Origin of the sequence: Vibrio sp. Vb1018 (assembly GCF_033338775.1) — a bacterium.
Classification (GTDB): domain Bacteria; phylum Pseudomonadota; class Gammaproteobacteria; order Enterobacterales; family Vibrionaceae; genus Vibrio; species Vibrio alginolyticus.
The window spans coordinates 35,834-48,624 of the sequence record NZ_JAWOTI010000018.1; the positions used below are offsets into that span (position 1 = coordinate 35,834).

General features: G+C 46.4%; 9 protein-coding genes. 8 read left to right on the forward strand and 1 reads right to left on the reverse strand.

Annotation, left to right across the window (positions count from 1 at the left end; translation table 11 throughout):
* Window positions 1-39: 39 nt before the first annotated feature.
* From R7Z10_RS17450 to tldD, 8 genes are all read left to right on the forward strand, one after another.
* Complete coding sequence (locus tag R7Z10_RS17450; protein WP_005381144.1) at window positions 40-1,083, forward strand: rod shape-determining protein; 1,044 nt, start codon at window positions 40-42, stop codon at window positions 1,081-1,083.
* 150 nt (window positions 1,084-1,233) lie between these two features.
* Window positions 1,234-2,130 carry a rod shape-determining protein MreC gene (gene mreC, locus R7Z10_RS17455; protein ID WP_005381142.1) on the forward strand — a complete coding sequence of 299 codons (897 nt, stop codon included), beginning with the start codon at window positions 1,234-1,236 and terminating at the stop codon, window positions 2,128-2,130.
* The gene (gene mreD / locus R7Z10_RS17460; RefSeq protein ID WP_005381141.1) at window positions 2,120-2,608 is read left to right on the forward strand and encodes a rod shape-determining protein MreD; all 489 of its coding nucleotides are present in this window, start codon (window positions 2,120-2,122) and stop codon (window positions 2,606-2,608) included. Before mreC ends, mreD begins: the two co-directional genes overlap by 11 nt.
* 4 nt (window positions 2,609-2,612) lie before the next feature.
* Entirely contained in the window at window positions 2,613-3,182 is a 570-nt protein-coding gene (locus tag R7Z10_RS17465) for a nucleoside triphosphate pyrophosphatase (RefSeq protein WP_005381139.1), read from the forward strand.
* 18 nt (window positions 3,183-3,200) lie between these two features.
* Complete coding sequence (rng, locus tag R7Z10_RS17470) at window positions 3,201-4,670, forward strand: ribonuclease G (RefSeq protein WP_005381138.1); 1,470 nt, start codon at window positions 3,201-3,203, stop codon at window positions 4,668-4,670.
* 12 nt (window positions 4,671-4,682) lie between these two features.
* Window positions 4,683-8,564, forward strand: coding sequence for a YhdP family protein (locus R7Z10_RS17475; protein ID WP_318105400.1), 3,882 nt, complete (start codon window positions 4,683-4,685; stop codon window positions 8,562-8,564).
* Window positions 8,565-8,597: 33 nt separating this feature from the next.
* A complete protein-coding gene (locus R7Z10_RS17480) occupies window positions 8,598-9,419 on the forward strand; it encodes a carbon-nitrogen hydrolase family protein (RefSeq protein ID WP_238764880.1) in 822 nt (273 codons plus the stop codon).
* A gap of 11 nt (window positions 9,420-9,430) precedes the next feature.
* Window positions 9,431-10,876, forward strand: a complete 1,446-nt coding sequence (gene tldD / locus R7Z10_RS17485) for a metalloprotease TldD (RefSeq protein ID WP_005381134.1) — start codon at window positions 9,431-9,433, stop codon at window positions 10,874-10,876.
* A 66-nt stretch (window positions 10,877-10,942) separates the two neighbouring features.
* Here tldD and R7Z10_RS17490 read toward each other — a convergent pair whose 3' ends face one another.
* The gene (locus R7Z10_RS17490; protein ID WP_005381133.1) at window positions 10,943-12,319 is read right to left on the reverse strand and encodes a PhoH family protein; all 1,377 of its coding nucleotides are present in this window, start codon (window positions 12,317-12,319) and stop codon (window positions 10,943-10,945) included.
* Between the last annotated feature and the right edge of the window lie 472 nt (window positions 12,320-12,791).

A 12,791-nucleotide genomic window follows, 5' to 3' on the forward strand; every position in this document is an offset into this window, starting at 1 on the left:
ATTTTTGTCTTCTATATTTTTGCAGGATGAGCGAAGAGTATGTTTAAGAAACTTCGTGGCATGTTTTCTAACGATCTATCTATCGATTTAGGTACAGCCAACACTCTAATTTACGTAAAAGGGCAAGGAATTGTCCTTGATGAACCTTCTGTAGTTGCTATTCGTCAAGATCGTGTAGGTTCTGCAAAAAGCGTTGCTGCAGTCGGTCACGCAGCAAAACAGATGCTTGGTCGTACACCTGGCAACATTTCCGCTATCCGCCCAATGAAAGACGGCGTAATTGCTGATTTCTATGTAACCGAAAAAATGCTTCAGCACTTTATCAAGCAAGTGCACGATAACAGCATCCTAAAGCCAAGCCCACGTGTTCTTGTTTGTGTTCCTTGTGGTTCTACCCAAGTTGAGCGTCGCGCAATTCGTGAATCAGCACTTGGTGCTGGTGCTCGTGAAGTTTACCTAATCGACGAGCCAATGGCGGCGGCAATTGGTGCTGGTTTACGCGTATCTGAGCCGACAGGTTCAATGGTGGTCGATATCGGTGGTGGTACAACTGAAGTTGCCGTTATCTCTCTAAACGGTGTGGTTTACTCATCGTCTGTACGTATCGGTGGTGACCGCTTTGATGAAGCGGTGATCAACTACGTACGTCGTAACTACGGCAGCTTGATTGGTGAAGCAACGGCTGAAAAGATCAAACACGAAATCGGTTCTGCTTACCCTGGTGATGAAGTTCAAGAGATTGAAGTTCGCGGTCGTAACCTTGCAGAGGGTGTACCACGCAGCTTTAGCTTGAACTCAAACGAGATCCTAGAAGCGCTTCAAGAGCCGCTATCTGGCATCGTATCAGCAGTCATGGTTGCACTAGAACAGTGTCCTCCAGAGCTTGCTTCAGACATTTCTGAAAACGGTATGGTACTAACCGGTGGTGGTGCACTACTGAAAGATCTCGATCGTCTACTAATGGAAGAAACTGGTATTCCTGTGGTTATCGCGGAAGATCCACTAACGTGTGTTGCGCGTGGTGGCGGTAAAGCACTAGAAATGATCGACATGCACGGTGGCGATCTGTTCTCTGAAGAATAAAGGTTTAGGTGAAGCTCATGTCGGGCTTCACCTTCATTTCTGCTCTCTCTGTAATTCAAACATGCTCCATACCTAAAAGTATTTAGTTAAGTTCTTTTAGGTTGCCAAGTAAGGCTCAATAATCATGGAAGCAATCAGGTCAAAAACAAGATGAAACCGATTTTCGGCAGAGGTCCGTCTCTGCAATTACGTCTGTTTTTTGCTGTCATCGTGTCGGCGAGCTTAATGCTGGCCGATAGTCGTCTAGATACGTTTTCCAACGTTCGATACCTACTAAACAGTATGGTTGCACCGATTCAGTACGCAGCGAATTTGCCTCGTAGTATGTTCGATGGCGTATTTGAACGTTTTAATTCTCATCAGGCATTGGTTGAAGGCAATCGCAGCTTAAAGCGAGAAGTGCTACGCCTGAAAAGCGAGCTTATCTTGCTCGACCAATATAAAGAAGAAAACCAACGCTTACGTAAGTTGTTAGGATCTTCATTTGTCCGTGATGAAAAGAAAGTCGTGACAGAAGTAATGGCGGTGGATACTTCACCTTATCGTCATCAAGTGGTGATCGATAAAGGCCGTATTGATGGTGTTTACGTTGGTCAGCCTGTTATCAACGAGAAAGGCATCGTCGGTCAGGTTACGTTTGTCGCAGCGCACAACGCACGTGTTCTGCTGCTAACGGACGCGAAAAATGCAATTCCTGTCCAGGTGATCCGCAATGATATCCGAGTGATCGCATCGGGCAATGGTGAAATGGATGAAATCCAACTGGAGCACATTCCAACCAGCACAGATATTCAGGTTGGTGATTTATTGGTGACATCCGGTTTAGGTGGCATTTACCCTGAGGGATATCCAGTCGCGACGGTTACCAATGTGGATCACGATACGCGTCAAGAGTTCGCCTCAATCAAGGCTGAGCCGGTTGTGGAGTTTGATCGCTTACGCTACCTACTGCTGATTTGGCCGAATGAAGACCGTCAACACAAAGTACTGCGGTCCAATGTAGATGAAGGGTTAGAGCAAGAACAAGAGGTAACCGATGGCCAATAATGTATTGAGTAGCCGAATGGTGATTGGCGTCAGTTTCTTCGTTGCGCTGGTACTGCAAACCATTCCATGGCCAGGTGTGTTAGATGTGTTACGCCCTTCATGGTTGTTCCTTGTTACGTGTTATTGGGTGTTGGCACTACCGCACCGAGTGAACGTCGGAACTGCGCTAGTGTTGGGCTTATTGTGGGATATCTTGATCGGCTCAACGCTTGGAATTCGTGGCATGATGATGTCGATCGTTATCTACCTCGTGGCGCTGAATTTCCTGTTGATTCGCAACATGGCTTTGTGGCAACAGTCGATTTTAATTGCCTTTTTTACTGCGTTATTGGAAGTTTTGATATTCTGTGGGGAATATTTGAACCAGGACGTAGTATTTAATCCATTATCTCTGTGGACGGCGGCAATAAACTGTATACTTTGGCCATGGATGTTTTTATTAATGCGACGAGTTCGTCGTGCATGGCACGTAAGGTAAAGCGGTGAAGAAAAGCTTATCTCTCGTTCTCGCATCGGGTTCTCCGAGAAGAAAAGAGCTGCTTGCTCAACTGGGTTATGATTTTGAGATCGTATTGCCTGATATTGAGGAAGCCAAACAGGCTCATGAGCAAGCACGAGATTACGTGTTGCGTCTTTCTTTGGAAAAAGCTCAGGCAGGCTTAGCGTTGGCTAAGCCTGATTCCGTTGTATTGGGCTCTGATACGGTCGTAGTATGCGATGACCGTGTGCTAGAAAAACCAAAAAGTTTTGAAGATTCAAAGCGTATGCTTACTGACTTATCGGGTCGTCGTCATCAAGTGATGACTGCGGTGAGCGTTGTATCATCGGAACAACAACATTCAGTGGTCGTTACCACTGACGTGTGGTTCAAACCACTGACTCACGAAGAAATCGAACAATATTGGCAGTCAGGAGAGCCATGCGATAAAGCTGGAAGTTATGGTATTCAGGGACTCGGAGGACGATTTGTCACCCGAATCGAAGGCAGTTATCACGCTGTAGTAGGCTTACCTTTGTTCGAAACCGATCAGCTAATTCAAGAATTTTTATAATTGTTTTGAGGTGTGCACATGAGTGCAGAATTGCTGCTTAACGTGACCCCGAGTGAAACTCGTGTGGCCATGATTGAAGGTGGAGTACTACAAGAAATACATATCGAGCGCGAATCGCGTCGCGGTATTGTGGGCAATATATACAAAGGCAAAGTAAGCCGAGTGTTACCAGGTATGCAGGCGGCTTTCGTCGACATTGGTTTAGATAAAGCGGCGTTTTTACATGCGTCAGATATTGTTCCTCATACCGAATGTGTGGCAGAAAACGAAAAACAGCAGTTTCAAGTCCGTGATATCTCTGAACTGGTACGCCAGGGACAAGACATTGTTGTGCAAGTGGTCAAAGATCCGCTCGGCACGAAAGGTGCGCGTTTAACGACGGATATCACCTTACCTTCGCGTTATCTTGTTTTTATGCCGGGGGCCAGCCATGTCGGTGTTTCGCAGCGTATTGAAAGTGAGAAAGAACGTGAGCGTTTGAAAAAGGTGGTGAACCATTACTGCGATGAGCACGGTGGTTTTATCATTCGTACCGCGGCAGAAGGCGCTGATGAAAAAGAGCTCTCTCAAGATGCGGCATTTCTAAAGCGTTTGTGGCTAAAAGTCATGGAGCGTCGCTCAAAATACAAAACGCGTTCAACACTTTACGGTGAACTCGGCTTAGCTCAACGCATTCTGCGTGACTTTGTTGGCACAGAGCTCGATAAGATCATGGTCGACTCCCGCCTTGAATATGAAAACCTGAAAGAATTCACTTCTGAGTATGTACCGGAGTTAACAGATAAGCTTGAGCTTTACGAAGGTGACAAGCCAATCTTTGACATGTACGACACTGAAAACGAAATTCAGCGTTCTTTAGAGCGCAAGGTCGAGCTAAAATCGGGCGGCTATTTGATCATCGATCAAACCGAAGCCATGACCACCATCGATATCAACACGGGTGCATTTGTTGGTCGTCGTAATCTCGAAGAGACTATCTTCAATACCAATATAGAGGCAACGCAAGCTATTGCGCGTCAGCTACGTTTACGTAACCTTGGCGGTATCATCATTATTGATTTTATCGATATGGCATCCGAAGAGCATCGTCAGCGAGTACTTACCTCACTGGAAACGGCGCTGGCGAAAGACCGAGTAAAAACCAACATCAACGGCTTTACCCAGCTTGGCTTAGTTGAAATGACGCGTAAGCGCACACGAGAAAGTATTGAACATATCTTGTGTTCTGGCTGTCCTACTTGTGAAGGCCGTGGCAGCGTGAAAACGGTCGAAACCGTATGCTTTGAGATATTACGCGAGATTACTCGTGTGAACCGTGCTTACGACGCCGATAATTTTGTCGTGTACGCATCGCCGTTTGTTGCTGAAGCGCTATTGGGCGATGAGTCTCATGCGCTGGCTGAGCTCGAAGTATTTATTGGCAAGCAAGTGCGAGTTCAGGCTGAACCCCTGTACATTCAGGAACAGTTTGACGTCGTAATGATGTAATTTGGAACATTTGTGAATTCTGGTGTTAACCGTTTTGGGCGTTTTTGTGCGTGGAGTTTAGTTACTGTATTGGTGTTATTAGCCATATTAGTAACCACGCTTCGCGTCACACTGCCGCAACTTAACCATTTCCAAGATGAGATCAAAACCTGGGTCAAACAAGGCACAGGTTTTGACGTTTCTATTGCCAATGTCGCAGGGACGTGGCGCAATAATCATCCCTCAATTGCGTTACTGGGTTTAGAGGCAAATCTACCAAACGTGCAAGATGCACGCTTCGCTGTTGAAGAAGTCCAAATTGAGTTCGACCTTATTCAATCTCTTTTTCAACTTAAACCTGTAGTTGCAGACCTTACCATTCATAACCTCGCTTTAGACATTCACACGGTAGACATTCTGCCGACTTCTCATCGTCAAGAATCGAAGCCTGAAGTGGATAAGAGCGAAGTGAAACTCATTGACCAACTCGACTCACTTCTTTTACGTCAGTTCGAAGACTTCACTATTAGCGATTCACGGATTTGGTATAAGTCGGTGTCTGGTGAAACTCGCCGTTTAGATATTGAGCACCTTCGTTGGAGCAATCAAGGGAAACGTCACGTAGCCGAAGGCACGGTTAGCATTGCCGATGTTCGCCTGAACTCGTTGTTAGTAAGCGCTAACTTTAAAGATCATGGCTCGTTGCGCGATGTATCTGGTGAGTTTTACGTGAGTGCTCAAGATGTCTCGGTCACACCTTGGCTGACCACTTACATGCAAGAAGAGTCAGGAGCAGAGTCGGGTAAAGTCAGCTTAAATACTTGGCTAACGCTCAAACATAGCCAACCGCATGATGCTTATGTTGAATTGCTGCCTTCCGAGTTGGTGTGGAATGAAGATGGACATCATGAGCTGTTTATTGAGTCTGGAATTTTCAATCTTCGACCAGATAAACAAGGCTGGAAAGTAAATGGCCACTCACTTCAGATCAGAACCGATAATACCCCTTGGCCAGAGCTAGACGTCGCGTTTGATTGGCAACCAAACGGCTGGATGCTTAATCTCTCTCAACTCGACATTGAAGCACTCATTCCGCTCATTAAGCTGGCTCCAGAGTCAGAGTCGACCAGTGACCTTATTAACAAACTAGCACCGAAAGGTCGGGTCGAAGATGTCCGATTGTCAATGAACGGCGGTTTAGACACCTTACGCTACTCGGCTGAACTGGATGAACTCGCGATGACACAATGGGAGCTCCTACCCGGGTTTCATCACGTACAGGGCAGCGTATCGGGGGATGTGAATCAAGCTAAAGCAAAAGTCACCGTCATTGATGATGTCTTTCCGTACGGCGATGTATTCCAAGCTCCGCTGAATATCAAACAAGGTGAAGTCGATATTATCTGGCAGCAAGATGATGCGGGTTGGCGTTTGTGGGCGGATAAAGTGACGGCAGCAACGCCTGATCTTCAAGTCTTGGGGGCATTCCGTCTTGATTTTCCAAAAGAACAAAGCCCATTTTTATCGTTCTATGCCGAAGCGGATCTCTACAACGCGGGTGAAACATGGCGCTATCTACCGACTCTGGCACTTGGACAAGACTTGACCGACTATCTTTCGACCGCGATTCAGGGCGGAAAAGTGAATACAGCGAAATTGTTGTGGTATGGCGAGTTAGGTGATTTTCCTTACAAAGAACATAATGGCATGTTCCAAGCTTGGGTTGGATTAAAAGACGCGAAATTTAGCTTTGATACGGCATGGCCAACCATCACGGATTTGCAGCTAGACTTGCTGTTTGAAAATGATGCCATGTATTTGGATTCAAAATCAGCCACACTAAATGGCGTTCATGCTAAGCGTATCACTGGGCGAATCCCTGAGTTGGCAGAAGGTGGACACATCGAGATTGAAGCGAAAGCAAGCGCGCCGGGTAATGAAGTCCGTGACTACATGATGGCGACGTCATTAGTGGATTCAGTCGGTGCCGCATTGACAGCGCTGCAAGTGAGTGGTCCCGTTTACTCTGAGTTTCAACTCAATATACCGTTTGATTTTGAGAAAGAGTCTCGCGCTTGGGGTTATGCAGATTTAACAGAAAATCGTGTTGATATTGAAGCGCCGCCAATGACGCTTGAAAACGCCACAGGGCGTATCACCTTCGACAATGATGTGGTTACCACATCGGGTTTGTCGGCCGAATTATTACAACAGCCTATCTCTCTTGATTTCCATGGAGAGAGTGCGGAGCAAGGCTACAACGTGACAATTAATACATTAGGAGATTGGGATGTCGAGCCTCTCAAACCCTATGTCGGTGAGCGTTGGTTAAACCTTGTTTCGGGCCATGCGCCGTGGCAAATGGACATTGACTTGCAACTCAATGATGTTGGTTTCACTTATCAGCTTGAAGTGCTGGCGCAGCTAAATCGTCTGGCTAGTCAATATCCTTATCCTTTAGCTAAACAAATTGGCGAGTCTGGACAAGCGAAACTGCAAGCATCCGGCAACCAAGAGAGTATTTCAGCACGACTACAGATCCCAAATGTGAAGTATCAAACTGAGATAGATATCGCTGGCGATGTCCCGGTTCTGACTGCGACTCATTTAATGGTTGGCAAAGGTGGCTTCCGGATTAGTCCTATTGTCGGGCACGATGCTTCGGTGCGTGTCGAAGAACTGAATTTAGACCAATGGGCGGAGCTTGCGCAGGTCTCTGAGAGCAAGCCTTCATCGTCTGTTTTGGCAAGCATGAAAACGCCGACCATTCCATTGCCGACACGCATTGAAGTTGAAACGCCAAACTTACGGCTCGGTGGGATTGAGTTTCATGATGTGGATTTTTCAGCAAGCAAGAAAAATTTGAGTTGGCAACTCGATGTGGACAGTCAAGAGGTTAAAGGGAAAGCTAACTATCTGAAACCCTATGATCTATCGGTCTCTCTAGAGCACTTGCATCTGTACATCCCAGGGTTTGAAGAGATGACCAAAGAGCGCAGTTCAATCTTTGCGAGTGAAGATCAAAACGCACCTTTGATTACCAATTTTGACCGCAAGTTTCACGCAGAGATGCCAAACTTAACTTTGAACATCGATGATTTTTGGCTGCAAGGTTACAAAGTGGGCAAAGTTAATGTTGATTTGCAGCGTCGCGAGAACCGCTTGGAGTGGAAAAATATCACCTTTAGTAGCGGCAAAAACCGCATTGATATGAGTGGTTGGTGGGACCTGACGAAAGAGAGTAGTCATTCCAACTTAACCATGAAAATGAAAGGTGATAACAACACCGATCTTATGGAGCGCTTTGGTATTACATCAGGCATTCAACAAGCACCATTTGAGATCAATGCCAATATGGAATGGGACGGCGCACCTTGGTCAATGAAGACACAAACCTTGCAAGGAAACGTCTCAACGGAATTTGGTAAAGGCGTGATCAGTGAAGTTAGTGGTGCGGCACGCTTGTTAGGCTTGTTTAGCTTGGATTCTATCATCCGTAAGATGCAGCTCGACTTTACCGACGTATTCGATAAAGGCATGGCATTCAACTCGATCACGGGAACGGGCAAAATCCAAGACGGTGTGTTTATCACCAATGATATCGTAATGGATGCGTTAGCAGGGGAAATGCAAATCCGCGGCATCGCTAATATGAACAGCAGAATGGTTGATGCGGAAGTGAAATTCACACCAGACATCACATCAGGCCTACCAATGCTGACCGCGTTTGCCGTTGCGCCTCAAACTGCTTTGTATGTCTTGGCCATCTCTACGGTGATATCTCCGGTGGTTGAGGTCTTCACTCAAGTCAATTATGAAGTGAAAGGCCCACTAGATTCACCAACGGTGAAAGAAATTTCGCGAAGTAAAGATGAATACAAGCTGCCAGAAAAACTGCGTGAACAGGCCAAATAACTCACCGAATATAATGGAATAGGGAGGAAACACATGGAGCGTGTTGGCATTATTCAAATGACTTCGGGTCCGGATATTAACGCGAATTTGGACTTCATTGAAAAACAGTGTGCTTTAGCGAGCAAGCAAGGTGCCAAACTTGTTCTTACTCCTGAAAATACAGTGCTATTTTCCAGTCGCGAAGCTTATCATCAACATGCAGAGCCACTTGGCAGTGGCATGATTCAACAGCGGCTCTGTGAAATCGCTAGAAAGAACCAGTTAACGCTAATTGTCGGAAGCATGCCCATTCAAACCGCAAAAGGTGTCACCACCACAACACTTGTATTTCCGCCGCACGGTAAATGCATTGCTCACTATGACAAACTGCATATGTTTGATGTCGACGTAGCCGATGGTTATGGTAGTTATCGTGAGTCGGATACGTTTATGGCGGGTAATCAAATAGTCGTTGCGGAAACTGATATCGGCAGTGTTGGATTGAGTATTTGTTATGATTTACGTTTCCCAGAACTTTATAAAGTATTGCGTCAAGAAGGGGCGGATATCATTGTGGTGCCCGCTGCGTTTACTGCTGTGACGGGGCAAGCTCACTGGGAAGTATTATTGCGAGCTAGAGCGATTGAGACACAATGTTGGGTTTTGGCAAGCGGACAAACTGGAACGCATCCATGTGGACGAAAAACATGGGGACACTCAATGGTCGTTGACCCTTGGGGACGTATCCATAAACAGCTTCAGGATGAAGTAGGTTTATTGGTGACTGAGATAGATTTGTCACAAAGCCAACAAGTAAGGCAGAATATGCCGCTGACTCAACACAGTCGCTTTCAAAATGAATTGAGACGGAAATAAAAGAGCTAACTATGAGCACAAACCAAATAGAACAGGCACTCCTTGCCCCAAATGGTCTGACAGAACAAGACATTGCTGACACGCTTGCCAGCATTGCGACGCGCCAGATCGATTATGCGGACATTTACTTTCAGTCCAGCTGGCATGAGTCTCTGGTTCTAGAAGACAGCATCATCAAAGATGGCTCTTTTAACATTGATTGTGGTGTTGGTGTCCGTGCAGTAACTGGCGAGAAAACAGGCTTTGCCTACTCTGATCAAATCCAGCCTGAAGGCCTGAAGCAGAGTGCAATGGCGGCGCGCGGTATTGCTCAGCAAGGGCAAAATGGCAAAGTCCAAGCGTTTAAACGCACCGAAAACCAAGCGTACTACGCGGCTGTGAATCCACTAGCTGAATGGGAAAAGCAGCAAAAAACAGAATTACTCAAATCTCTAGATGCTTACATCCGCACTAAAGAACCATTGATTAAAGAAGTTTCGATCAGCATCAGCGGTGTGCATGAGCAGATGCTTGTTGCGGCAACAGACGGTACTTATGCAGGCGATATTCGTCCTTTGGTGCGTTTGTCTATTAGCGTGCTCGCACAAAAAGGTGAACGACGTGAACGCGGTAGTGCTGGTGGCGGCGGCCGTTTCGGTTACGATTTCTTTTTAACGGAAAGCAATGGTGTGAAACAAGCTTTTCATTACGCAGACGAAGCGATTCGCATGGCGTTAATCAACCTTGAAGCAGAAGCCGCACCAGCTGGCATGATGCCAGTGGTATTGGGTTCTGGCTGGCCTGGCGTGTTGCTACACGAAGCGGTAGGTCATGGCCTAGAAGGTGACTTTAACCGGAAGGAATCTTCGGTTTTCTCTGGCAAAATGGGTCAACAAGTGACGTCTTCGTTGTGTACCATCGTCGATGATGGCACGTTAAAAGACCTTCGTGGTTCACTGAATGTGGATGATGAAGGGGTAAACGGTCAGTACAACACGCTTATCGAGAATGGTGTGCTGAAAGGCTATATGCAAGACAAGCTAAACGCGCGGCTAATGGGTGTAAATCCAACGGGTAACGGTCGTCGTGAATCGTATGCACACTTGCCAATGCCTCGTATGACCAACACCTACATGCTTCCAGGTGAACATACGCCAGAAGAAATTATCTCGACGGTCGAGAAAGGGTTGTATGCGCCAAACTTTGGTGGCGGCCAGGTGGACATTACTTCGGGTAAGTTTGTGTTCTCTGCATCGGAAGCGTACTTGATTGAAAACGGTAAAATTACGCGCCCTGTTAAAGGTGCGACGTTGATTGGCTCAGGTATCGAAGCAATGCAGCAAGTGTCTATGGTCGGTAACGACCTAAGTATCGACAAGGGCGTTGGCGTATGTGGTAAAGCAGGTCAAAGTGTGCCAGTTGGTGTTGGTCAGCCGACCTTGAAGCTGGACTCACTGACAGTGGGTGGCACGGAGTAACTCAGTCGAATCGTTATAAAAAGAGCGCTCATTAGAGCGCTCTTTTGCTTTGTGAGTCGGTGTCAATTACAGGTTTTCTTCAGCAAATTCCGCCAAGCGGCTACGAACCACGCCGTTGAGGTGAATATTTGCGCTGCCTTCAAAGTTCTTGAAGCGCTCAACCATGTACGTCAATCCTGATGTCACTGGGGTGAGGTAATGAGAGTCAATCTGCGCCAAGTTACCGGAGCAGACGATTTTGGTTCCTTCGCCACAGCGGGTAATGATGGTTTTGATTTGTGATGCAGTGAGGTTTTGACACTCATCAAGCAGTACAAACGCATTTTGAATCGAACGGCCACGCATAAAGTTGATCGATTTAAATTGAATGTTGGCTTTATCGCAGATGTACTTCAATGAGCCTTCAGTGCAGTGATCGTGTTTATGTAGTGCTTCCAAGGTATCGGTCACCGCCGCTAACCACGGCATCATTTTCTCCTCTTCGGAGCCGGGTAAGAAGCCGATGGATTCACCGATATCTGGCGTGTTACGTGTTACGATAATTTTATCGAACATGCTTTTTTCAATGGTTTGCTCCAATGCTGCTGCCATTGCCAGTAATGTCTTACCACTACCCGCCGCACCCGTTAGAATCACCAAGTCAATTTCTGGATCGAGTAAGGCATCTAACGCCATTCCCTGGTAGATATTTTTAGGTGTGATGTCCCAAGCCTTACGATGCATTAGACGTTCGCGGCTCAGGTCGAGAAGCGTTAGCTTGTCTTCATTGATGGTTTCTACGCGACCAGCAAAGTCACTGTCTTCATCAATAACGTATTGGTTGATAAAGGTTGGGTCGAAGGGTTCGCGACTGAGTTTGTGGTAAGTTTTTCCGCCCAGAGCATAGCTTTCTACTTCCTCAATACCGCTCCAGAAATCACCTTCACGCAATTGAAAGCCTTTGGTTAGGTATTGAATGTCGTCAATCAGTTGGTCGGTTCTATAGTCCTCAACAAAGCGTACACCAGCCCCTTTGGCTCGCAGACGCATGTTGATGTCTTTCGTGATCAGTACCACTTCACGTGGTGCACGTTTATTTTGCAGATAAAGCACCGCGTTGAGAATACGGTTGTCACCGGCTTTGTCGGCGAAGGCTTTGACAGTTTCCTGCAGTTCAAAATCCGCCAAAATGGAAATAGTACCTTGGTCGGGGTTGTCTTTAGAAACAGGAATGCCTTCAGAGATTTCATCTGGCGTTGCTTCTTTAAACAAATCTTCCAAGGTGCGAATAGCCACGCGCGCATCTCTTGCAACGTCGCGCTTACTGTCTTTGATTCGGTCGAGTTCTTCCAACACGGTCATGGGGATAACGACATCGTGTTCTTGGAAAGAGAAGATGGCAAAGGGTTCATGAAGAAGAATGTTGGTATCGAGTACAAACAGTTTCCGATCGGTATCGCCCATAGCGTCTCCTTGCCGTAGTACGGCTCTGCATGCGAGTTGTTAGGTCGTTTCCAAATAGGTGTGAAGTGACCTAACTCTGATTGCTTGCAATAGAGGTTGTCGGGCTGATGTCGGCTAGTGTGCAACCGAGTAGCAAGACAACTTACTGCAAACCCGTGTTGATCCTAATCGTGTACTAACGCGCTTAAATCATATGCAATGGTTTTAAACGCCCCTCATTAGAAGTATACGTAATATTTACGTTCTACAACTTAATAATTGGCATGAGTATTTTACAATTTGATTGCATTTAGAGTTTGGGAAAAAAAGTTTCTGCTTGGTGCGGTTTCGGCGTGACCTAAATCACAGCTTCAAGTAAGATTATCGACCTTTTTCTGCGTATAGGCTATGTCCGATTTATCATGTTGAGCTGGCTTAAAAAATACTCAGTTCATACTGAAATGACGAATGCTATCGGCATAGCAGAAGCCAG

Bases quoted from the DNA above. Each gene is read 5' to 3' on its own strand.
- mreC (WP_005381142.1), top strand. From the start codon at position 1,234: ATGAAACCGATTTTCGGCAGAGGTCCGTCTCTGCAATTACGTCTGTTT.
- mreD (WP_005381141.1), top strand. From the start codon at position 2,120: ATGGCCAATAATGTATTGAGTAGCCGAATGGTGATTGGCGTCAGTTTC.
- R7Z10_RS17450 (WP_005381144.1), top strand. From the start codon at position 40: ATGTTTAAGAAACTTCGTGGCATGTTTTCTAACGATCTATCTATCGAT.
- tldD (WP_005381134.1), top strand. From the start codon at position 9,431: ATGAGCACAAACCAAATAGAACAGGCACTCCTTGCCCCAAATGGTCTG.
- R7Z10_RS17490 (WP_005381133.1), bottom strand. From the start codon at position 12,319: ATGGGCGATACCGATCGGAAACTGTTTGTACTCGATACCAACATTCTT.
- R7Z10_RS17480 (WP_238764880.1), top strand. From the start codon at position 8,598: ATGGAGCGTGTTGGCATTATTCAAATGACTTCGGGTCCGGATATTAAC.
- rng (WP_005381138.1), top strand. From the start codon at position 3,201: ATGAGTGCAGAATTGCTGCTTAACGTGACCCCGAGTGAAACTCGTGTG.